At 46.0% G+C, this 23,594-nt stretch carries 11 protein-coding genes and 2 pseudogenes; 7 read left to right on the top strand and 6 right to left on the bottom strand.

The features are described from left to right. Positions 1–252: 252 nt before the first annotated feature. Together murQ and QUA97_RS09775 are read right to left on the bottom strand one after the other, a co-directional pair. Positions 253–1,167 carry an N-acetylmuramic acid 6-phosphate etherase gene (gene murQ, locus QUA97_RS09780; RefSeq protein WP_333194534.1) on the bottom strand — a complete coding sequence of 305 codons (915 nt, stop codon included), beginning with the start codon at positions 1,165–1,167 and terminating at the stop codon, positions 253–255. 468 nt (positions 1,168–1,635) lie between these two features. Continuing rightward, complete coding sequence (locus QUA97_RS09775; RefSeq protein ID WP_194012547.1) at positions 1,636–2,022, bottom strand: DUF3110 domain-containing protein; 387 nt, start codon at positions 2,020–2,022, stop codon at positions 1,636–1,638. A 457-nt stretch (positions 2,023–2,479) separates the two neighbouring features. On the opposite strand from QUA97_RS09775, the gene QUA97_RS09770 reads away from it, so the two are divergent. The 3 genes from QUA97_RS09770 (at position 2,480) to QUA97_RS09760 (ending at position 10,602) form a co-directional block, all read left to right on the top strand. After that, on the top strand, positions 2,480–9,166 hold the full coding sequence (locus QUA97_RS09770) for a translocation/assembly module TamB domain-containing protein (protein WP_333194508.1): 6,687 nt from the start codon (positions 2,480–2,482) through the stop codon (positions 9,164–9,166). A 249-nt stretch (positions 9,167–9,415) separates the two neighbouring features. Further along, a complete protein-coding gene (locus tag QUA97_RS09765) occupies positions 9,416–9,781 on the top strand; it encodes a hypothetical protein (RefSeq protein WP_194069292.1) in 366 nt (121 codons plus the stop codon). Positions 9,782–10,299: 518 nt separating this feature from the next. Next, complete coding sequence (locus tag QUA97_RS09760) at positions 10,300–10,602, top strand: hypothetical protein (RefSeq protein WP_228050184.1); 303 nt, start codon at positions 10,300–10,302, stop codon at positions 10,600–10,602. 486 nt (positions 10,603–11,088) lie between these two features. Here QUA97_RS09760 and QUA97_RS09755 read toward each other — a convergent pair. Then, a pseudogene (locus QUA97_RS09755) lies at positions 11,089–12,015 on the bottom strand (IS630 family transposase). Between the two features lie 82 nt (positions 12,016–12,097). Here QUA97_RS09755 and QUA97_RS09750 point away from each other — a divergent pair. Then, positions 12,098–12,280 (top strand): annotated as a pseudogene (locus QUA97_RS09750) (IS1 family transposase); the annotation flags it as partial. A gap of 169 nt (positions 12,281–12,449) precedes the next feature. Here QUA97_RS09750 and QUA97_RS09745 read toward each other — a convergent pair. The 3 genes from QUA97_RS09745 to QUA97_RS09735 all read right to left on the bottom strand — a co-directional run bounded on the left by QUA97_RS09745 (position 12,450) and on the right by QUA97_RS09735 (position 16,451). Further along, a complete protein-coding gene (locus tag QUA97_RS09745) occupies positions 12,450–14,189 on the bottom strand; it encodes an ABC-ATPase domain-containing protein (protein ID WP_333194507.1) in 1,740 nt (579 codons plus the stop codon). A gap of 247 nt (positions 14,190–14,436) precedes the next feature. Next, positions 14,437–15,474, bottom strand: a complete 1,038-nt coding sequence (locus QUA97_RS09740; RefSeq protein WP_333194506.1) for a M28 family peptidase — start codon at positions 15,472–15,474, stop codon at positions 14,437–14,439. Between the two features lie 398 nt (positions 15,475–15,872). Next, positions 15,873–16,451 carry a hypothetical protein gene (locus QUA97_RS09735; protein WP_194069281.1) on the bottom strand — a complete coding sequence of 193 codons (579 nt, stop codon included), beginning with the start codon at positions 16,449–16,451 and terminating at the stop codon, positions 15,873–15,875. Between the two features lie 507 nt (positions 16,452–16,958). Between QUA97_RS09735 and QUA97_RS09730 the strand changes: the two genes are divergently transcribed. The 3 genes from QUA97_RS09730 (at position 16,959) to glgP (ending at position 23,369) form a co-directional block, all read left to right on the top strand. After that, positions 16,959–20,303, top strand: coding sequence for an EAL domain-containing protein (locus QUA97_RS09730; RefSeq protein ID WP_228050183.1), 3,345 nt, complete (start codon positions 16,959–16,961; stop codon positions 20,301–20,303). Positions 20,304–20,492: 189 nt separating this feature from the next. After that, a complete protein-coding gene (locus QUA97_RS09725) occupies positions 20,493–20,735 on the top strand; it encodes a hypothetical protein (RefSeq protein WP_333116626.1) in 243 nt (80 codons plus the stop codon). A 75-nt stretch (positions 20,736–20,810) separates the two neighbouring features. Continuing rightward, the gene (gene glgP, locus QUA97_RS09720; protein ID WP_194069310.1) at positions 20,811–23,369 is read left to right on the top strand and encodes an alpha-glucan family phosphorylase; all 2,559 of its coding nucleotides are present in this window, start codon (positions 20,811–20,813) and stop codon (positions 23,367–23,369) included. The last annotated feature ends 225 nt before the right edge of the window (positions 23,370–23,594 follow it).

Below are 23,594 nucleotides of genomic sequence, written 5' to 3'. Positions count from 1 at the left end.
TAATGGTTTGTAGTGCGTCGTGGAGTTCTCTGTTTAAGAACGGATGGTCGTCCGCACTACGAACGGTATTAGGGAAATATTATTAGTTGAGTTTGTTTACTCAAATGTTGTAGCGCGCTTTGCGTCGCTAGAAATGGCGACACGCCCTACTAATATTTTTGCATTCATGATTCTTGCTTAGGATTAATTCCTGTTGTCGAACCTGAGCAAGTAATGATTTAAGATTGAAGAATTGGAGGAAATATCTAAAATCTACGGTTGGATTGATGCTAGGGCCGATCGCAAATTACCTTGAAACTCGCCCAAAATTCGATCGCACTCCTGCATCTCCAAATTAGTCCAGTGCATCATCAAAGCTAATTTTACCGACTTGCCACTTTTTTCTAGCAACAAACCCGCTTCATCCCGGCTCAAATCAGTTAAATCCTGCAACATCCGTACCGCCCGATCGCGCAATTTCTGATTGGTCACTGCCACATCAACCATCCGATTGCCGTAAACCTTCCCCAACTTTACCATTACGCCAGTCGAAATAATATTCAAAGCCATTTTTGTGACTGTACCCGCTTTCAGGCGCGTCGAACCCGCCAGCACTTCCGGGCCCACCAACAACCGAATATCAACATCCGCCTCAAAATTCACCTGTTCTGCGGGTACGCAGGCCATAAATACAGTCTTCGCCCCCCGCTGTCGCGCCGCCTGTAGGGCACCGGCTACAAAGGGTGTTGTGCCTCCAGCCGTAATCCCGACTACCACATCGAGATTGTTAATGTGACGGTGGGCGATCGACTCTGCCCCATCTTCGGGCCGATCCTCCAAATCCTCCGAACTCCGCACCAAAGCCCCCGCACCCCCGGCAATTATGCCTTGTACGAGTTCTGGCGGGGTGCAGAAGGTGGGGGGACACTCAGCGGCATCGAGTACCCCCAAACGCCCGGAAGTCCCCGCACCGACGTAAAACAGGCGGCCTCCTTGATGCAGAGATTCGGCGGCGATGTCGATCGCCCGGGCCAACTCTTCGCGGGCGCTGGCGATCGCGCTTAAGGTTTGGGCGTCTTCCCGGTTGAACAAATCCACTAATTCGATCGAACTGAGTTGGTCTAAATTCTCGCTGTTGGCATTCACCTGTTCCGTCAGCAGATGCCCCCGTTCTTCCACATTCTTCATTTTTTGTCTGTTGTTAATGGTCATTGGTCATTGGTCATTAGTCATTGGTCATTGGTCATTGGTCATTGGTCATTGGTCATTAGTCATTAGTCATTGGTCATTAGTCATTGATCATTGGTCATTGGTCATTTTAGCCGAAGCAAAGTCGAAGGGTAGTCATTGGTCATTAGTCATTGGTCATTGGTCATTGATTTAGAGGAAAACCGCAGATAAATGCAGACAAACCCAGATACCTTTTAAATCTTGAGGCGAATGAATGCAATTCAAGTTGACTCATGACTCAATAGTTCAGTAGCCATGACTATTGACTATTGACTACTAAGAGGGCGGGCACGGGGCACCGCCCCTACTGACAACTGACAACTGACAACTGACAACTGACAACTGACTACTGACAACTGACTACTGACAACTGACTACTGACTACTGACAACTGACTACTGACTACTGACTACTGACTACTGACTCTTACAAAAGTCCTTCTAGTCGGCGGCGAATAGAATCCAGTTCGTTTTGGGAAACCTCAGAGTCCGAGTCCGCCTCCGGCTCCGGCTCTGGTTGCCCCTGCGCTTGCCACTGAGTCTGTGTTACATTGTCTTCTGGCGGAATCGCTAGCGCGCCCGCCGGTACCAGTTCCCAATCATAATCAACACTGTCGCAGAACTCCTTAATTTCTCGATCGTCGATCGCCTCGACAGTCGGTTCGGGGAAATCCTGAGCTTCCAACATCACGCCAAAGCGGGTGGCGTCGTCTTCTGACTCAAACATCAGAACTTTGTTGCGATCGCCGAGTTGAATGGTATGAATTCCCTCATTCTCGGTGCGGGCATTGAAGAGTAAGACGAACACTCGCATAAGTTTTAAAGACCTTCTTAACCACCGTTTTTTTATCTTAGAAGCGATCGGGCGATCGATTTGAGATTTGAGATTTTTGATTGAGGGTCGATCCTGCACGCGGCGCGATCGAGAGGATTTGAGGGATTTAGACAACTCGGTTGGAGATTTGAGATTTTTGATTGAGGGCCGATCCTGCACTGGGGGGAGAATCTAGAGAATTTGGGGGAGTTGGAGGACTTGGTTTTGGGTGGTGTTGCGTGTTTTGATTAAGTTCGGTAAAGGTTTTTGCAGTCTACCCTAGAGTGTGGGCGTGCCTTCTGCCGAGAGTTGGGCCCGATCGGCACTTCCGGCCTCTGTTCTGAGTCTACCAAAGGCAGAAGGCAAAAGGCAAAAGGCAAAATCAAAGAAATTCTACCGCATCGAACATTGGTTGATTTCCTTATTGGTGAATTCTCACAAGCTCTGAGAGACAAGCATGACTAACTCCGACGATGACAAAAACCAACTCGCACCCCGTCTCAGCCGCCGCTGGTGGCGCGTGCTGCTGCTTAGCGGTACGGGATTGGGCATTCTCGGCCTGGTTGGGGCGGTGGCCGCACAGGAGTGGGTGCGGAAAAACTTAGCTCCTTTGGTGGAATCTGAGGTCAGTCAGACACTCAAGAGGCCCGTGCAAATCGGAACATTGGAGCGATTTTCTCCGACTGGTTTGCGGTTTGGCCGATCGAGCGTACCCGCAACTCCTACCGATCCAGATTACGCCTCTACAGAAGCAGTAGAAGTAAAATTTTCAATTTTGCCGCTGCTGTTCAACCGCACTCTAAAATTAGATATTACCTTAATTAAACCCAGCGTTTATATCGAACAGGACAAGCAAGGTACCTGGATTAATATTCCTACATCCGAGCCCAAAAAACCAGGTTTATTTAAAACAGAAATAGATGCCGTGCGAGTTGAAAATGTCAGCGCACTTTTGGTACCAAATCCCCCCATCGGACAGCCAAAATCGGCTCCTATTTCTGTAAGTCTTAACAACGGCAACGCTTTATTTCGCGAGCAAAATCACCGCATCCTCTACGAACTCAACGGTCAATTTACTAATAATGATAATTTTGCAGTCAAGGGCGATTCTCTGTTGCCTATGGCGCAAACTAACCTGCAGTTGCAAGGTCAAAATTTGCCTTTGTCCGACCTCGCCCGCTTGCTAAAACTTCCGGGAATCTCTTTACAAAGAGGTCTGGCAAATAGCAACTTAACCGTGCAATTGCGAGAGAATAAATTATCAGCACTTACGGGAACGGCTAGTTTTGCCGGATTGCAAGCAAATATCAAGCCCCTGAAACAAACAATCCAAAATAGCAGCGGTCAATTGCGGTTTCAGGGAACTAATGTGATTGTGGATAGTTTGACTGCTAATTATGGTCTAATTCCAGTTAAAATAGCCGGAACAGTCGCAACAGGAGCAAATTTTAACCTAGATCAAGCTAGCTTCAATCTCATAACAAACCTGCAGCCGGTAGCCGTGGCAAATGTTGTCAGTACGGTAGAAGCAGAGTTAGGGCAGAAAGTGGTATTGCCGATCGCAGTAGCCGGAGAAATCAAGGCAGATACCAAACTGACTGGAACCGTTGCAAACCCACTGCTGACTGGTACGATCGCCTCCACAAAACCCGCTGTGGTCGATCGCCTGCAATTAAACAATATTAGCACTAATTTTAAGCTGGAACCGAGGAGAATGGCTCAAACCCCAACTCCCAAAACCCAATCTTCTCTTCCCCCATTTTCCTCTGTAGGTTTGGCTGTGGGCGATATCTTGGTAGTGCCGGCTGCCGGTGGTAAAATTAGCGGTAAAGGTGAAGTCGATATAGCTTTAGGAAGCGGGAATTCGCGATCGGGTTTGGTGTTTGATTTGCAAGCAGAAAATGTACCCGCAGACAATCTCGCCCAAATTTACGCTGTCCAGATTCCTGCTACTGTTAAAATCGGCAATATCTCCGCCAAAGCTCAACTTTTTGGGCCTTTTGAAAACATCCAAGCTAGAGTTCAATGGCAAGCGCTGCAAGGAAGTTTTCCCGCAAGTGGTGAAATTATCGCCGCAGGCAATGCGGTGGATTTGCAAAATACCGTTGTCAAAATTGGCGACACTAATGTAAAGGTGGATGCAGCCTTAAAAAATCGTCAGTGGGAAGCGTTGATCGAGGGCGATCGCATAGCTATTAATAGTTTGCAGCAAGTCTTGCCAGAACTTAATTTACCTCCGCAATTAACAGGTTTTTTCAGCGGAACCGCCGAGGCTGCGGGAACTCTGGACGATTTGAGTTTGAATGCGATCGCTGCTAACGCCAAAGGAACACTAGATATTGCTGACAGTATTGTTAATGTTCGTGGCAAACTAGAATCCGGCAGGTGGCAAGCTTATGGCAATACAGAACGAGTTGCTGTCAATCAATTAATTGATATTGGTTTACCGTTTTTCAACCTAAAATCCTCAGCAAATCTCGACAATATCAAATCCAAAATCCAAAATCTTAAATCCTTGGGCGGACAGCTAACAGGTGAAGTTTTAGCTACGGGAAATGTTGACAATTTGACCGCTAGCGGCATCAATATTAAGACCGACGGCAAACTCAATTTTGCTGACAGCAATGTTAATTTGCAAGGAGAATTGACAGAGGGAAATTGGCAAGCAACCGCAGAAACCGATCGCACTTCCATCAGTCGCTTGGTAGATTTAGGATTGCCGCTGTTAGATGTCGCTTCCGCCTTCAATCCCGAAAATCAACAATATAGCAATCTAAGATCCAAAATCCAAAATCTCAAATCGATTGATGGACTGCTATCTAGTCAGTTTACCGCAGCGGGAAGTCTTGACAATTTGACCGCTAGCAGCATCAATGCCAGCGGCAGAGGCCAACTCAATCTTGCCAGCAGCAATGTCAATTTTAAAGGAGAATTGGCAGAGGGAATTTGGCAAGGAATCGCAGAAACCGATCGCACTTCCATCAGCCGCCTGGTAGATTTAGGATTGCCGCTGTTAGATGTAGCTTCAGCATTCAATCCCGAAAATCAACAGTACAACAATCTAAAATCTAAAATCCAAAACCTCAAATCCCTTGACGGACAAATATCCAATCAAATTCAAGCGTCGGGAAATCTGAACAATTCAACCGCCGCCGATATTTCAGCCAACAGCAGCGGCAAACTCAATATTGCCGACGGTACTGTTGCCTTTAAAGGTAAATTAGATGGTGGACGGTTGCAAGTTTTTGCTGATGCCGATCGAGTTATTCTCAGCCGCTTAGAACAAACAATCCGCGATACCCAACTATTTACCCTGACGGCAACTTTGCCCAAAGGATTTGACGGCAGAGTTAACGGCCAACTGGAAGCAGCGGGCAGTTTGAATAACTTGACAGCCAAGGGAATTAGTGCTAAAGCAGAAGGACGAATTTTGGTCGATCGACTAGGGGCGATCGATACTGCAGCCACATTGGAAAACGGCAACTTAGAAGCATTGCTAGAAACCAACGGAGTTACAGTCAGCAACTTAGAACAAACCCTCAAACAAACAGGTTTGCTGACAGCCAATTTACCGCCAGAAATTGCCGGCACCCTCGACGGTAAAGTCCGAATTTTAGGCAGTGTAGATAATTTAACTGCCAACGGCATCACCGCCAAGGGCGACGGACAAATTCGACTCGCCAACGGCGGCGGAGTTGTCAACGCCACAGGTAGCGCCGCCTCCGGGAATTGGCGCGCCTCAATCGAAGGCGACCAAATTGCCTTAAGTCGCTTCCAGCAAGCCTTTGAAGCCCAGCGCCAAAGCTTGCAAGCCAGCGGTTTAGTCTCCCAAGCCCAAAATCTCCCGCTATTGCGAGGCATATTTAACGGCAATGTCAATTTATCCGGCCCGATAGCCGCTGCTTCGGGGGCACCGCCCCTACAAAATGTTCGCGCCGGCGGCAGTTTCCGCATCTCCGAATTGCCGTTTTTGAAACAACCTTTTGACGCAGTATTTAACTGGGACGGAAAGCGGGTAGAAATAGAAAAAGCTGCAACTCCCGGTTTAACCGCCAGCGGTTTTGTGAATGTCGAACTCGAAGGTAAAGGATTGCCCTCAATTGAAAATTTGGATTTGGATATCAAACTCTCCAATTTTAACCTCGCAGCCTTACCAACAGAACAGTTGGCATTTTTGAAAGCAGGGAATGTCAACAATTCTTCAGAAACAAATCAGCCTGTTCGCGGCAATGTCGATTTCACGGGCCGCCTCACCGGAAATCTCTCCGCCCTCAGCTTGGTTGGCGATGTGGAAGTGCGGAATTTGGCAGTAAATCAAGTTGAATTCGATCCTGTACTGGCGGGGATTGTGAGTGCGAATTCCGATAAAAGTGTAAACTTGCGTTTGGCCGGCGCAAGCGACAAAATTGAATTAGCTTTAAATTCATCTTTTCTGCCGACTTCTTTCTTAGTTAAACGCGGGGAATCTGTAGCCCGCGGCGAAACTGAGGGAGAAACTTTGCGAGTGAATTTAAGTGATTTTCCCCTCGCTGCTTTGAATCTGTCGCCGGGTAAAGATGCCGGTTTGGGGCCGATAACTGGTACGGTTTCTGGACAGGTGAATGTACCGGGCTGGAAGATGCCGTTAAATCCGCAGACTTTGCAAGCAAATGGACAAATTGCGATCGCCCAACCGGCGATCGGCTACATTAAAGGTGATAGTTTTCAAGCCGAATTTAGCTATGAAGGAGGCAGCGCCACTCTGACAAACGGCATCTTCCGCCAAGGTACGGGTGAATACTTAATTTCCGGCAATGTGAAAACCGGCGCAAACCCGGAATTTGCCGGGAAAGTTAACATCAAGCAGGGCAACTTGCAGCAGATTTTAGTCGCTTTACAATATTTCAATTTAGGCGATTTAGCCAGAGGCCTCAAACCTCCCGTTTACGCTAACGCCGCCGACGTGCAAACTGTCGCAGTCGGAGAACCGGAAGCCCCGTTAATCGAACAGTTGCGCCGTTTGGCAGAAATTGAAGTGCTTTTGCAGCAGCGGCAGGAGGTGATGGCCCAATCGCAAAAATTGCCGCCGCTATCTCAATTGCAGGGGACTTTTGGCGGGGAAATTGCTGTCGCGGGTTCTTTGCGAACCGGTGTGCAAGCTAAATTTAATGTTGAGGGCGATAATTGGCAGTGGGGCCAATATGTCGCTGAAAAGTTCAGCATTGAGGGTGGTTTTCAGGACGGGGTTTTAACTATTTTACCTCTGGAAATTCGATCGGGCAAAAGTACGATCGGCTTTTCGGGACAACTAAGTCAAAAAGCTCAATCCGGGCAGTTGCGAATCGAAAATGTGCCGGTGGAAAAGTTAGCCGAACTGGTAGAATTGCCCTTTGTCGATGTCACCGGAAATTTGAATTTGCGGGCGAACTTGGCCGGCAGTTTGGAAAATCCGCAGGCCACCGGAGAATTGAGTTTGGTTGACGGTACGCTCAACGGAGAACCGATTAAACAAGCCGACGGCAGTTTTAGTTACAGCAACGCCCGCCTCAATTTTGGTGGCAGCGCTTTGGTGACTCAAGTCGAACCGATTGAGGTTCAGGGAAGTTTGCCTTTTGAGTTGCCCTTTGCTGCTGTAAAACCTGACAGCAATCAAATTGATTTGAGGGCGAATTTGAAAAATGAAGGATTGGCAATTATTAATGTCTTGACTCCCCAAGTTGCTTGGGTCAGCGGCAAGGGACAGGTGCAAATTCGTGTCGGAGGGACGCTGCAAGAGCCTGTAGCGGAAGGAATTGCAAATTTTGAAAATGCTACCGTCCGGGCGAGGGCTTTCCCAGAACCGCTAACAGGGCTGACTGGGACGGTGCGCTTTGAGGGCGATCGAATTCGGGTAGAAGGAGTTCGGGGACAGTTGAGTCAGGGAGAAGTTGTGGCGCAGGGCGTGATTCCCCTGTCCGTGCCCTTTACCAAGGGCGATGTCGATGCAGAGAATCCTTTGGCTGTCAATCTCGACAAGCTGGCCTTGAATCTCAGAGGGTTGTATCGCGGTGGCGCAGTCGGTCAAGTCCAAGCCAGGGGCACGGCTTTTCGGCCGCGCTTGAGCGGTAACATTGAACTCTACGACGGCGAAGTATTTCTCCCAAGTGCGGGCGGCGGTGCAACTCAGTTAGTTTCTTCGCCTTCCGATTCCCCCTCTTCTCCTGCGACACAAGCTTCCCCTTCCGATTCCCCGTCTTCTCCTGCGGCCCCTCCTTCGCCTTCCGATTCTCCTTCCACGGCTTCGGCTTCTTCTTCCCCTTCCTTTGATGTGGTGTTCAGGGATTTGCAACTGAAGTTGGGCCGGGGAGTGCGGGTAACGAGTCCGCCGATATTGAGTTTCCAGGCGACTGGGGGTTTGACGGTGAATGGAACTTTAGACGATATTCGCCCGGAGGGTACGATTCGGTTGACTTCGGGGGCGGTGAATTTGTTTACAACGCAGTTTAAGCTTGATAAGGGATACCCGCAAACTGCTACCTTTATAGCGGGACAAGGACTCGATCCGACGCTGGATGTGAGGTTAGCAACTTCGGTACAGGAAGTAACGCGCTTCCGCACTCCGGGAACTTCTGTCGCCTCTGAAATAGCCGACGAACCGACAAGTTTCGGCAGCGTGCGGAGTGTCCGAATTCAAGCGTTAGTGCAGGGAAGGGCTTCTCAGTTAGCCGAAAATCTGGAGTTGAGGAGTTCTCCAAGTCGATCGGAAACAGAGATTGTAGCGCTGTTAGGCGGCAGTTTCGTGCAGACATTGGGACAGGGAGACAGTACACTGGCGATCGCAAATCTAGCCGGTGCGGGTTTATTAAACAACCTGCAATCGGTGATTACCAACGCCACAGGATTGACGGAATTTCGGTTATTTCCAACTAGAATTCGAGGCAACCAAGGAGAAACAGCCAGTTCCAGTTCTGGGGGCGCTTCCGGTGCCGGTTCCCTCGGCATAGGTTTAGAAGTTGGAGCCGATATCACGCGCAATCTTTCGGCATCAATCATTCGAGTTTTGTCAGCAAATCAGCCGACCGAATTTAATTTGCGCTATCGATTGAGCGACAAAATTTTGCTCAGAGGTTCAACTAATTTTCAAGGAGACAATCGCGTTACTGGTGAATACGAATTGAGGTTTTAGTTATTGGTTATTAGCTATTGGTTATTGGTTATTAGTGATTAGTTATTAGCGATTAGTTATTGGTGATTAGCGATTAGTGATTAGTCATCAGTTATTTGCTAGCAATGACCAATGACCAATGACCAATGACCAATGACCAATGACCAATTCCCCATTCCCCATTCCCATTTGTGAATAATTTGCTATAATAGTAACAGCAGCAAATTAATCCTGCCAATCCCGCACCAAAGATTATAGGAGTTAAGTCAAATGGCAAACAAACTCCAAGTAAAAACACAGTCGATCGGCTACAGTGACTTTTACTGGAACCAGTTTAGTCCGAGAGTCGCGACTATCAGCAGCATCCGCAACGCCAACCACTGGGACGGCGGATATATTACCTACATTGCATTTGCCACAAAAGTTGAAGCTACAGCAGCGATGAAATATTTGCTGCTGCATCAAAAAGCTGCCGATGTCGATATGCGAAAAGCCAAGAGAATGAAAGCAAAAGGCATTCGGTGGGAGCTAAAAATTCGGGGATTAGCTTTTAATCAAGTGTTGAAATGTGCAACTATGGATATAACTGGAAAGCTAGTTATATCGCCGGAAACAATCGGTATAACCACAGGCTGATAGCTGCCATACATATGATAGTCCTCTCCTAAGAAGCCTGCTTTTTGCAGGCTTTCCAGTCAGCCCCCCAAGTATTCTTTGACACCAATAGGTAATGCCCAGTCGCTAGAACTATCGCGTACAGTCTATATTGCATAACGTCTAATATCGCGATCGATTACCCTCACAAAAACCGTTTGTAGTGCGGACTTTAGTCCACTTAAAACCTTAGTTGCAGACTTAATTCCGCGCTACGAACCTTACTTATTTGTAGTAGCGAGTTCGCGACAGCACTATAATAAAACACCAGATGTTCCCGTTAAATCACCCCTAGCAGCCTTGGCTTTTGATTGTCCAATTTATCTTTTTTTCTGATAACTATGAGCTAGCTCATAGAAATTGCTAATAAAAACTGTCAGACTAAAAGTAATTCTCAGGTTATGAGGGTAATGATAGGGCTATCAAAAAAGCAAAGATAACCGCATCTAAACAAGTAGAAACCCTCGCGCAACTCTACCTGAAAGCCAAACCAGCCGAGATTGCTGAAAACCATCGTCCAACTCTGTGATTGGCTGATGGATGAGTTCCATCAATTGCCTTTAAATCTGCAATTTTCAAATTATGCGCGTTATGAAAACGCCCAAGAGATGTTTGCCGATATTCAACGAGGGCAGCTTTGGGTATCCGCTGACAGTTACGATTCTGCTGTTTATCCCAATCCGATATATGGATTAATTTTTCAGGGAATGTACGATTGGGATCGCTACTTGATAGGTAGTGATTTCAGCCTGGAAGGAGAAATCGCGGCTTACAAATTCACTGCAAAGCCTGCGCCAAGTTAGGACATCCAGAAGATTCTATATTCTGAAATTGTGCTGCGCTGTGCGACTCATCTTTATCTGGGAAATAGAGCAGCTCCTAAAATTTTTTTTCCGTAATTTGTTATAGAGGTAAACGATAATGCACGAATGTCCTTGTTGTTGTTATCCATTAATGCAGCACATTGAAAACAATAAAATTTGTTGGTTTTGTAACCGCTGTTGGGCCACTATGCCTGTCTTTTATGAAGTAAAATATACCTCAAATATCAAAAAAAATGAGGAATTAAATACTTTTGGGCGCGATAACAGTGTCACAATCGATGAGAAAATTTTAGAATGTAAGTAGGTAGTCTGGAAAAAACCTATCTATATAATAAAACATTAAGTTACCTAATTGGAGTTAAACTTAAGACTTGGTGTAGTGTAGTTTCCCCTTTGTCGTCTAACTTCTACTCCATGAATTACGGCCTAGGCAAGCTCTAACTCATTATCAAACAAATGTCGCAGCTAATTCATATTTTTTAATGTGTTGCACTCCAATTCAATGGGGTTCATTTCTGAACAGTACTTGGGCAAAAAAAGATATATAGGGCTTGATTTTCCCAAGGCGGCCATAACTCTTGGACTTCTTTGCATCGGTGCCCAAGGCCGTTGTCTTGTACGATTACTCTCAGTCGTCCAATCTCCGCAGCTTCCTGGGCTTCTCGTTCCATCATTTTGATATAAGCTTTCGATCAACACCCCCAATTACGCTTACCGTAAACAAAACTGATTAAGGGTTGAATAAGTCCGACAATACTTAGTCTGCGACCACGCCGCGAAAGTTTGTTCCAACCGTTTTTGCTCACCGATTGGGTAATAAGTATAACCAGGTTCACTCCACGCACTCGTACCCTGATTCATCTAAATACTTTAAGTCAATTCCTCCCGTCCCTGCCTCTAATTACAACATATCTAAGTCGGATTGCTTAGTTTCTTGTACTATGGGGTCTTGTTTTCCGTTCTGACTTTTTCTCTAACGTTTCCAAATCAACCTTTTTTTAGTATCCGTCTTAATCGGTCGGTACTTAGTTGAACAGAACGTTCTTTTTCTAATTTCGGGACTAACTGAAGACTGTTATATGTACGTGGTTCGTTTTTGAGGCATTCTTTTCAAAACTCTATATCTGACTCTTTCCACTTGGGTTTTGCCCCTCGACCAGGCGATTCCCAAAGCCCTTCCCTGCCTAGATGCGACCATTTATGTAAAACTTCTCTCACTATTTGTGGAGTCCACTTAAAATGAGCAGCTATTTTTTCAACGTACCAGCCATGTGCATTTAATCTAATTACTTCTGCTCTATCTTTGACTTTTTGTGGAACCTCCGCAATTCTCAGTTCTAATAGAGTGTTGTCTTGTTGTTGAGTCAGGAATACCCTTAATCTAGCGGCCATATATTGAGTTAAGTAGGTAGATGTATTCTCTTTCTTTACTTATTTGAACATAGTTCAGTTTTTTTGCGCCGACCTACTTAAACGTCATCATAGTGTAGACAAAGATAGTGGTTCCACGAGCTATATCGAGCGCTTCAATTGCACCATTCGACAACGAGTATCTAGCTTGGTGAGAAAAAGCTTATTCTTCTCTAAGAAATTGGAAAATTATATTGCTTCTATTTGGCGTTTTGTGCATCATTATAATGCTAGTTTACCACTCTAGATATCTACTTTTCTTTGAAGTCGGTTTTGTTCGATCATCTCGATCCTTTCCTTCAGGGCACTACCGCAGTGGCTTGTCCTATATTACCTATCATATTTAAGTAGCATTTTTTGCAATCACCTTTGTAAGCATATCAAAAGTAGGACAACAATACTTATATTAAGCAAGTCTACTTAGCAACAACAGACAAACTGCGAAGCCGATTAATTGCCGCCGCTAATTCAAAGCGTCGAAACATCGCAAAATCCCCTTCAGGAAAAGAAGATAAAATATCCATCCCGCGCCCATCAATATCTGCCATCACCAAATCAATGATTTCCGACAAAGTGCGTTTCCCGTCCATGTATTGCTGCTTAGCATAAACCATAGTCGCAGCGATCGCCCTTAACTGTCCGCTGTCCACAATTTGCTCGATCGCACCCAAATCAACATCCTCAGTTCCAAAAGCCAATTCATCAACATTCCGCACCTTCACCCGCACATCTCGCCGTCCCCGACTAGGGTCTAAACTAGCTGGAATCGGCACTCTTTGAGTAATCTCACCAAAACTTCCCCCCCCTTCAGCAGCGCGACTAATAGAGTATTTCTTAGCAATTTCTTTAGCTTTTTCCGTCACGTTATATGCTTGAAAATTATCCATTGAAATCACAGTATCCGCCACATCAAAATAATCGCCGCTTCCCCCCATGACTAAAATAGTCGATACACCACAATCTGTATACAACTGTTTAACTTTATCGATAAACGGCGTAATCGGTTCCTTATCCTTAGCGACGAGTTCTTGCATTCTGCGATCGCGAATCATAAAATTAGTCGCCGCCCTATCCTCATCCACCAATAAAACAGGCATTCTCCCCACTTCCAAAGCCTCAATAATATTAGCAGCTTGCGAGGTACTGCCGCTCGCATTTTCCGTATAAAATTGTGCCGTATCTCTACCTTGCGGCAAGCCAGCAATAAAAGGAGAAATATCCACTCCGGCAACACTTCTGCCATCTTCCGCCCTAATTTTAACCGCCGCCGAATTTGCCACAACAAATTCCCTACCATCTCCCGGAATTTGGTTGTAAACTCCCAACTCAATCGCCCTGAGTAAAGTTGATTTGCCGTGATAGCCGCCGCCAACAATCAAAGTAATGCCAGCCGGAATACCCATACCGGAAATCTCACCGCGATTCGGACAATTAAACTCAACTTTTAACGAAGGCGGCGACACAAAAGCCACAGCATCATTTAACAAAGGGCGATTGTCAACACCGCTGCGGCGGGGCAAAATAGAACCATCAGCAACAAACCCAACTAATTGTTTTTCAGCTAACTGCTGCCGCAGCCAGTCAGCATCTTCTACGGTTTCAACGTGACGGCGACATTCCGCTGCATTTAAGCTAGAATATTTCAGAGATTGGCTGACAATTCGCGGGATATCTTCGCACAGCATTTCAGCAGCTTGTTGCCCTAAAATACTGCGTCCGCCTGCGGGAAGTCCCACAACAAATCGCAGTTCAACTCCTCCTAAATCTGCGATATCTGATGCTGTTGAGGAAATAATAAATGCGGCAGTTCGTTCTAAAACTTCTTGTCCGAAGCGAGTCACTGCAATCAAACCGCTTTTGCCAGTGCCGCGCTTGCTGCTATTGCTGTATGTGGCTTTGTCAAACTGGCGAGTTAGGTAATCTCGCAGGGCTATTTCTCGACTGCGGGATTTAAAAAGTTCGTGGGGAATTCGAGCAATTTCTGGCGGAACTATGACTCTAAATTTACTGGGAGAGGCAAAGGGATCTCCCTGTACGTAATCAATAATCAATGTAAATTCATCAAAGTTATAGCTACCTTGAATCTCTTTGTAAGCTTTGTAGCTTCGATTGTCTAGTTGCAGTAAATGCCGTTTTAAGCTTTCTTTGTTAGTCATTAAGAAAAAGTTATTGGTTATTGGTTATTAGTTATTAGTTATTGGTTATTGGTTATTGGTTATTGGTTATTGGTTATTGGTTATTGGTTATTGGTTATTGGTTATTGGTTATTAGTCATCAGTGCTGTCCAAGCTCGCGAAGGTTATCATTCATCACTCAATTAGGAAGAAGTAAGAAGTAAGAAGGAAGAAGGAAGAAGGAAATAACCTAATTACCAATTACCAATTGCCAATTACCAATTACCAATTATTGAATTTCTAATAATTTAGCTGTGGCATTAACCACAATTTGAGCAGAACCGGTGAAAAAAGGTCGATCGATAGTTGCTAGTGTATCAGTAGGCTGGTGGTAGTGGGGCGATCGCAAATTTGCAGTATCCGTCACCAACACAGCACCAATTCCTTTATACCAGAAAGGAGCGTGGTCGCTTCTCAAAACATCAGGAGTCAGCAACCCTTTCAGAGGAACCGGCAGCGCCACCACTGGCGGCAAATCGGCGTTTCCCGACTCAGCAAAAGTTTTCAACAGCAGCGGATGTTCCGCATCCCCAACTACAGCAATAAACTCGCCTTTGTCGGGAGAAGTTACCCCCGATGCTTCTAGAAAAGGTTGCGCCGTCAACCCTTCGGGATATTGCTGACACCCAGACGTGCGACAGGCATAACCAACCATATCTAAAACTACCACTGCCTGCAAATTTTTTAACCGCGCCGCGCTACCGGTGAATGATAAACTGCCTAAAAGTCCGAGTTCTTCCCTGTCAAAAAATGCTACTTGTAATGTCCGAGGAGTGGGACGAGAACCAAGCAATCTTGCTACTTCTAAAACTACTGCAACTCCCGTCGCATTGTCGTCAGCCCCTGGCGATTTCGGTACAGTATCGTAGTGTGCCGCAACTAAAATTTTACCTGCATTTGAGTCAGTACCTTTTCTCTCAGCAAAGACGTTAATTCCGCCATCGAACGGCTGCAACTCTGGCAAAAATCCTGATGTTTGCAATTGTTGGGAAATGTAGTCTCTACTAAAAGAGCGAGATTCTTCTCTATCGCGTTCTCCTACTAGATTTTCGACGTGTTTCCATAACCGAGATCTGTCAATTTGGGGCGCGAGTACAGCATTTTTTTCAACAGTCAGCGGCGGTGGAGAGGGGTTTTGGAAAGTGTCGGTTGCTCGCACTACCGACACTTCCGGTACTGCCGATAACCGCTGCCACGAACCAGAACCCCAACCCACAGCCGCCAGCGCAACCAAAATAAATAGGGCTATCCAAATCAATTGTTTCATCAGTAAGTTTATTTAAAATTTTAGGCTGTTTTATTTTATATTTTACATTAATATCATGTCTGGTAGATTGACAACGATAATATTGTTTCGCACGCGCGAACTGTATAGCAATCCGGCGTTGCTGAATTAACTTCCAGGCTATACCTCCGCACCCAAAAAGGTCGGCAGAGCCTCTGGATCTGCGTTACTTTCGCTCGAACTGGTAACGAGTAACGAGCAAACGATTAGGGAGGCAGAGCCTCCGAACCTGCATTACCAGGCAGAGCCTGGTAACGAGTAAAAACTGAGATGTTCCCAACCATTTAAATATCGACATCGGAAGTTTCACACTTATTGAGTAATTCGACAATGGCGATATTCAACGATACTAATTTACGTTAAAATATTACCATATTTAACTATTTTTTATCCAATTCAATCTCCTTGTTTCCCAATATCAAGCTATGACTGCTAGACCAAGCGTAGGGAATAGTTTTTGCGGAAAATTCTACAATTTCAGTTGGTTGTTGAAACCACTCGGAATAACTGGGATTTAGTTGGTCGTACAGTGCTTTTAAAGCTTGAATTTCTGCCTCTAGTTGCGCTGCTGCTTGATTAATTCTGCGAGCTTGTGCTTGCAAGCGCTTTTCTCCGGTGTGAACGTTGTTTTCTACTTCTTGCCAGTGCTGTCCGGCTAGCAATTTGTCTAGTTCGCCTTGTTTGTAATCGAGTACCGCCTGTTTTTGTTGCAGTTGCTTTTCAATAATTTGAGTTTCTCGGTCAATCTCCTGAATTTGCTGCAACCATTGCTCCCCAAAGACAGCATTTTGCTGATGGAACTCGGCAATGGCTTCAGGAGTATTATTTTTGGGAAAGCTGACTGTCACTCGGCACTCTGAGCGCTGGGAAGAAAGTTTGTCCCGCGACTCTTGCAGGGTGGCAATTTCTGCTTGCAGCCGGCGGACTTCTGTTTGGAGTTCTGGGATTGTCTGACTCATTGGTTCAATTAGTGGATTTCTGCATCGATTTTAAGCTAATTGTTGATTTCTGGACGCACAGGAAGTCCGATCGCTTGGTTTTAGATCGGGGCTGGGGGCTGCAACTAAAATATTTTCGTGAAAAAATTGCTGGTTGAGCTTCGACTCCGCTCAGTTACCGCGCCGCCGAAATCCGGTTTATAGGCATCCGTGCGTCAGTCCTGTTGTTTATTTTTATAACAAATCTCTGTCGCTTCCTCACCACAATTATCTAATTTTAGCGCGCTCCAGTCAGTGTCTAGGCATAATGGCGGATAATTTGTAGCACAATGGCCGATGACAGCTTTTTAATTATGATTCAAATTATAATTAGTTATGCAAATAAATTACTGCTTGCGTAAATTTATTTGACACAATTACAATAAATTAAGGTCGGATATATTTTTGGGTCGCATCTACAGTTACGTTCAAGTTGTTCACATTTTTTACGGCGGTCAAGCATTTTTTTAAAGTTAGCAATTGGAACCCATGAAAATTACTGGTAAATTAATGTTAGGATACTTAACTGCTGCTGTGTTTGGTGTGGAATGTTGCATTAATGCAAAAATATTGCCGCTAAGTGTAGGGGATGGAGGTGGAAATCGTACTGTAGAAGCAAGTGTGGTAGCGCCTGACAAAATTAGCTATTTGCGATCGGCATCTGGCGCTAATTCTGCAATGGCTGACTTATTTGGGGCTCAATCATCCCCAATAGCACCGATCGCTCAACCAAGCGACAATTTTATACAGTCTCAGGAAAATCCTCAAAAAGAGCCTATTTTAAGTTTTAAAATTATTGATTATTATCTGGCTTTTATTTTGGGGTCAATTTTTTTATTAATCAGGATGAATGGGGTAGGTATGTTATCTCAGGCGATCGGGTTAATTAAATCGAAGCCTGAAACAGACAAGAACAAGCTAACAGCAGCATATCAATTGTTGCATCTACCAAAAGAACAGGATATCCGAGATACTATTGCTAAAATGACCCAAGATTTGCAGCAAACTGCCGAATACGCCTTCGATATTTGCGAGGAAATGAGCGTCTCGATAATTGCGACTACCCCTGGCGGTCGTATCCTATCGTTAAATCAAGCTACTTGTCAACTTTTAGGATACTCAAAAAAAGAGTTGTTAGGCGCACCAATAGCCGGACTTTTTCATAAAAATGAAGCGCCGCCAACGGGGTTAGAATTAGAAAATTTAACGACCGAAGATTCTGTTCGCAATGTCGAAAAAATTTATATTTCCAAACATGGAAAAAAAATAATTGTGCTGCTTTCTATTTCAATTATTCGGAATGGCAAAGGTAAGGTTAGCGGCAAGTTATATGTAGCACAAGATATTACCTATCGCAAGCAGGCTGAAAGAGATTTGCGGCGCAGTGAAAAAAAGTTTCGGCAACTGATAGAAACTGTTAATGCTGCTGCATTGATCTATCAGCGCAGACAGTTGCGTTATGTCAATTCTCAGACAGAAGCTTTCACTGGATATAGTCGGGAAGAATTGCTAGCGTTGGATTTATATGACTTGATCGATCCAGATTTTCATGAAATAGTTAAAAAATGGGGTAAATCCCGCCATCCGCGAGAAACGGCAGGCTCAAAATATGAAGTAAAATTTATCACAAAAACCGGAGAATCACGCTGGATAGAAGCAACTGTAAATATTATTAAATTTGAGAGAAAACCGTCAATATTAGTCACAGTCTTTGATATCAGCGATCGCAAATTAGCAGAGTTAGAATTAGAAACATCTCTTTCGTTGCTTCAAGCAACCATTGAATCTACTGCTGACGGTATTCTGGCGGTTGACGGCGAGGGAAAAGTTGTCAGCTTTAACCGCAAGTTTGCCAAAATGTGGCAGGTGCCAGATGTTCTACTAAATTCGAGAGATCACAACCAAATTTTGGAGTTTGGAATCAACCAGTTAAAATACCCGGAAATCTTTGTCAACCGCGCTAAAGAATGGTCAGATCGTCCGGCGGCTGAAACTTACGATATTATTGAGTTTAAAGATGGCAGAATCTTCGAGCGTTACTCGTTACCCCAGCACACCGGAGGCAAAATTACTGGTCGAGTATTCAGCTTTCGAGATGTCACGGAACGCTTGCAATCTGAAGAAAAACTCCGCAAAAGTGAAGAACGCTTTCACCTGCTGACTAGGGCCACAAATGATGCAGTATGGGATTTCAATTTGTCAAAAAATGAGTATTGGTTGAGCGAAGAGTTTGAAAAAGTATTTGGATACAAACTCAACGATACTCAGACGATAGACTTTGACTTGTGGTGGCAAAACATTCATCCCGAAGAACGGGAAAGAGTGATGTCAAGCTTCAACGAAACAATGAAATCTGATGCTGAATTTTGGTCGGAGGAATATAGCTTTCATCGTGCAGATGGGGGATATGTTTTTGTGTTAGATCGCGGGTACATCATCCGCAATGAAAGTGGCAAAGCAGTAAGGGCGATCGGTACGATGATGGACATCACTCAGCGCAAGCAAGCTGAAGAAATTATTCGCTATCAAGCGGTTTACGATCAACTCACGGGTTTACCGAATCGGATACTTTTTAACGAGCGACTGACGGCAGCATTAAGACAAGCTAAAAAAAATAAAAAAATGCTGGCTGTGATGTTTTTAGATTTGGATAGGTTCAAAAAAATTAATGATACACTAGGTCACGCTGCGGGCGATCGCCTTTTAGAAAGTTTTGCCGGACGGATCAGCGACACTTTGCGATCGACTGATACGGTAGCCCGGTGGGGAGGCGACGAATTTACCGTACTGCTTCCCGATCTCAATTGCTTAGAAGATGCAGTTAAAACAGCTCAAAGAATTATTGACTATTTAAAGCCCCCTTTTAAACTAGAAGAACAGCCGTTTCACGTCAGCAGCAGCATCGGTATTGCCGTTTATCCCAACGACGGCGAAGATGCCGAAACTTTAGTCAAAAATGCCGATGCGGCCTTGTACCGCGCTAAAGACATGGGAAGAAATAACTATCAGTTATATACTTCAACAATCAATCCGCAAGGCAGCCAATTGCTGACTCTGGAAAACAGGCTCCACGAAGCATTAGCACAGGGAGAATTTGAGGTTTTCTACCAGCCAAAAGTCAATATCACTACTTGGAAAATTCAGGGTATGGAAGCCCTGCTGCGCTGGCACCATCCAGAATTAGGTTTAGTTTCGCCCGCTACATTTATTCCGATGGCAGAAGACAACGGATTAATTGTAGCTATTGGGGAATGGGTGCTGCAAACTGCCTGCACTCAGAATAAAGCTTGGCAGGATGCTTTGCAACCTGATTTGCGGGTAGCAGTCAACTTTTCGGCCAGGCAGTTTCAGCAATTTAATTTAGTGGAAATGGTGACGAACTGCTTGAAAAAAACTGGTTTAGAACCGAAGTATTTAGAGTTAGAAATTACCGAAAGTACAGCGATGCAAGATGTGGATTATACGACAAAAGTTCTGAGGGAGTTGCAGAATATGGGAGTGCAGATTGTGCTGGACGATTTTGGCACGGGTTATTGTTCTCTAAGTTATCTCACAAAGTTTCCGTTGAATATCTTAAAAATCGACAAATCTTTTATCAACGGGCTGACGACAGATCCGTCCGAACGGGCGATCGCCAATGCTGTAGCGACGCTGGGTCGAGATTTGAATTTGAGCGTGGTAGCAGAGGGAGTAGAAACTAAAGAGCAGTTGGATTGTTTGCGATCGCTCCACTGTCAAGAAATTCAGGGTCACTATTTTAGCAAGGCGCTCTCGGCCGGCGATGCTAGTAAACTTTTGGTAAATTCTCTGTTGCGGAAAGTCAAAATTGCATAATTTGCCAGTAGTCAGTGGTCAGTAGTCAGTAGTCAGTAGTCAGTGGTCAGTGGTCAGTAGTCAGTGGTCAGTAGTCAGTGGTCAGTAGTCAGTAGTCAGTGGTCAGTAGTCAGTAGTCAGTAGTCAGTAGTCAGTGGTCAGTAGTCAGTAGTCGTATAGTGTCTGGTCAATTTACCTATCTAAAATTGCTTGCTAGTGCGGAATGCGAGTCCGCTTTTATGGAGCGGACTCGCATTCCGCACGCGCGCGCGATCCTCTTTTGTGACGATCGTCCTCGATCGCAAATCAGAGCATTGGTCAATAGCGGTTGAGACGGTTGAAAAAGACGGCGGGTCTTCTTCAACCCACGGAGGTGGGTTTTGTTGGTATCGACGCGGTTGCAACTGCGCCCGGAAGAGTGCGATCGATCGCCCGCGCCACTTAAAAACTTAAAATAGTGTGCAGAATCACGGACTTGCGGCTAAAGACAGAGGAAAATATCGCTACTCCAACATAAAAGCCTAGTCTATGCAGCCAATTCGCACATTTAACGTTTCGCCCTCGTTACCGACAATTCTCGAACCCCTACGCAAACTTGCCTACAACTTGCACTGGGATTGGAACGTTGACACCAAAGACTTATTCCGCCGCCTCGATCGAGACCTGTGGGACTCCAGCAACCAAAACCCGGTACTGATGCTGGGAACCATATCCCAAGAGCGACTGCAAGAAATGGCGGAAGACGACGGCTTCATTGCCCAAATGAAACGAGCCGCCCAGCAGTTGGACGATTATCTCAAAAACCGCGCCTGGTATCGCAAAGAGCGCGGTACAGAGCGCCAGGAATGCTACGCTTACTTTTCGATGGAATTCGGCTTAGTAAAAGCCCTACCAATCTATTCCGGCGGTTTGGGCGTGCTCGCAGGCGACCACCTCAAATCAGCTAGCGATTTGGGCTTGCCCTTAGCCGGCGTGGGCTTGCTCTACCAAGAAGGCTATTTTTCGCAGTATCTCAACGCCGACGGCTGGCAGCAAGAACGCTATCCGCTGAACGATTTCTACAATATGCCGCTCCACCTAGAACGCAATCCCGACGGTTCGGAATTGCGGATTGAGGTAGACTATCCAGGCCGCAAGGTGTACGCGCGGATTTGGCGAGTACAAGTGGGAACTGTTCCTTTGTACTTGATGGATACAAATATTGAACCTAACAGCCGCTACGACCAAGATATTTCCGACCAACTGTACGGCGGAGACAAAACTCTGCGGATGCACCAAGAAATCATGCTGGGCATCGGTGGCGTGAAAATGCTCAAGGCCCTGGGCTTGACAGTCACGGCTTATCACATGAACGAAGGCCACGCGGCTTTCATGGCTTTGGAACGGATTCGGATGCTGATGGAGGAATATCACCTGAGTTTCGTGGAAGCAGAACAGGTGGTGATTTCGAGCAGTATGTTTACGACTCACACGCCGGTGCCTGCTGGGTTTGACTTGTTCGAGCCGGATATGGTGATGCACTATCTGGGTCAATATGCCAAGATGTTTGGCTTGTCGCAAGATGAGTTTCTGGCGTTGGGCCGAGAGAATGTTGGCGATTTGTCCGCACCTCTGAATATGGCAATTTTGGCAATAAAGATGTCGAGTTTTGTCAACGGGGTGGCGGCTTTGCACGGTGTGGTGTCGCGCCCGATGTTCCAGGGGTTATGGCCGGGTTTACCTCAAGAAGAAGTGCCGATTACTTCGATTACGAATGGGGTACACGCTCGCAGTTGTGTGGCGAAGTCTACTCAGGAATTGTACGATCGATACCTTGGCCCGGAGTGGGAAATGACTCGCAAGGACGATCGCCTGTGGGACAGAATTTCGTCGATTCCTGACGAGGAATTGTGGCGGAATCACGAACGCTGTCGATCGGAGTTGGTGGTATTCGCGCGGGAGTGGCTGCAAAAGACCTTGCGCGAGCGCGGTGCGGCTCAAACCGAAATCGAATACGCGCGCGAGGCTCTCAATCCGAAGGTGCTGACGATCGGGTTTGCGCGCCGTTTTGCTACTTACAAGCGGGCGACGCTGTTTTTGCGCGATGTCGATCGAATTATGCGGATCATGCGGGATCAAAACCGCCCCGTGCAGTTTGTGATTGCTGGGAAGGCTCACCCGATGGATATTCCGGGTAAGGAATTGATTCGGGATATCGTTCACTTCATCCGCGAACACGAAACTATCAATTCGATGGTGTTTCTGCCGAATTACGACATTAACGTCGCTCGGATGATGGTATCTGGCTGCGATGTGTGGCTGAATACGCCCCGCCGCCCCCGCGAGGCTTCGGGTACTTCCGGGATGAAAGCTGCGATGAATGGTTTGCCGAATCTGAGCATTCTTGACGGTTGGTGGGATGAGGCGGATTATGTTCGCACCGGTTGGCCGATCGGACATGGGGAGTTTTACGAAGATACTGAGTATCAGGATGAGGTTGAGGCCAATGCTTTGTACGACTTGATGGAAAAGGAAGTTGTACCGCTGTTTTACAACCGAGATGCTGATGGAATTCCTCGCGGTTGGACGGAGAAAATGAAGGATTCAATTCGCTTGAACTGTCCTTTCTTCAATACAGCTCGGATGGTGAAGGATTACGCGCGGCGGGCTTATTTCCCCGTGAGCGATCGCTTCCACACCATGACTTCGGATAATTGTGCTCCGGCGAAGGAATTGTCTCACTGGAAGAAGCACGTTCTCGCGAAGTGGAACGACATTAAGATTGAGGCTGTTGATATTTCCCAGGATAAGGAAGTTAAGGTCAATCAGTCGATCGCGGTTAAATCTCGCATCAACCTGATGGGATTGACGCCTGCGGATGTGCAAGTGGAACTTTATCAAGGTTCGGTTGATGCTAACGGCGATATTGTCGGCGGCGTGCCGGTGGTAATGGAGTATTTGGGAGAAGATTCTCACAATGCTAGCCTTTATACGGCTGACATTACTTATACTTCTAGCGGTTTACAAGGTTTGTCCTTGCGCGTTTTGCCGAAGCACGACAATCTCAGCAGCCCCTATGAAGCTGGTGTGATTCTCTGGGCACATTAAGAAGGAAGTCAGTAGTCAGTAGTCAGTAGTCAGTAGTCAGTAGTCAGTAGTCAGTAGTCAGTAGTCAGTAGTCAATAGTCAGTAGTTGGGAGTCAGTGGTCAGTAGTCAGTAGTCAGTAGTCAGTAGTTGGGAGTCGGGAGAATAAAGGAAGATTTTCCTAATTCTCCCCCTCTCCCAATCTCCCCCTCTCCCAATCTCCCCCTCTCCCCCTCTCCCCCTCTCCC

Source organism: Microcoleus sp. CZ3-B2 (assembly GCF_036705055.1).
GTDB lineage: Bacteria > Cyanobacteriota > Cyanobacteriia > Cyanobacteriales > Microcoleaceae > Microcoleus.
The sequence above is the reverse complement of the archived record's forward strand: the minus strand, read 5'-3'. Positions and strand labels throughout refer to the sequence as shown.

Coding starts and splice junctions, on each gene's coding strand:
- glgP (WP_194069310.1), top strand. CDS start 20,811: ATGCAGCCAATTCGCACATTTAACGTTTCGCCCTCGTTACCGACAATT.
- QUA97_RS09775 (WP_194012547.1), bottom strand. CDS start 2,022: ATGCGAGTGTTCGTCTTACTCTTCAATGCCCGCACCGAGAATGAGGGA.
- QUA97_RS09770 (WP_333194508.1), top strand. CDS start 2,480: ATGACTAACTCCGACGATGACAAAAACCAACTCGCACCCCGTCTCAGC.
- QUA97_RS09765 (WP_194069292.1), top strand. CDS start 9,416: ATGGCAAACAAACTCCAAGTAAAAACACAGTCGATCGGCTACAGTGAC.
- QUA97_RS09740 (WP_333194506.1), bottom strand. CDS start 15,474: ATGAAACAATTGATTTGGATAGCCCTATTTATTTTGGTTGCGCTGGCG.
- murQ (WP_333194534.1), bottom strand. CDS start 1,167: ATGAAGAATGTGGAAGAACGGGGGCATCTGCTGACGGAACAGGTGAAT.
- QUA97_RS09745 (WP_333194507.1), bottom strand. CDS start 14,189: ATGACTAACAAAGAAAGCTTAAAACGGCATTTACTGCAACTAGACAAT.
- QUA97_RS09735 (WP_194069281.1), bottom strand. CDS start 16,451: ATGAGTCAGACAATCCCAGAACTCCAAACAGAAGTCCGCCGGCTGCAA.
- QUA97_RS09730 (WP_228050183.1), top strand. CDS start 16,959: ATGAAAATTACTGGTAAATTAATGTTAGGATACTTAACTGCTGCTGTG.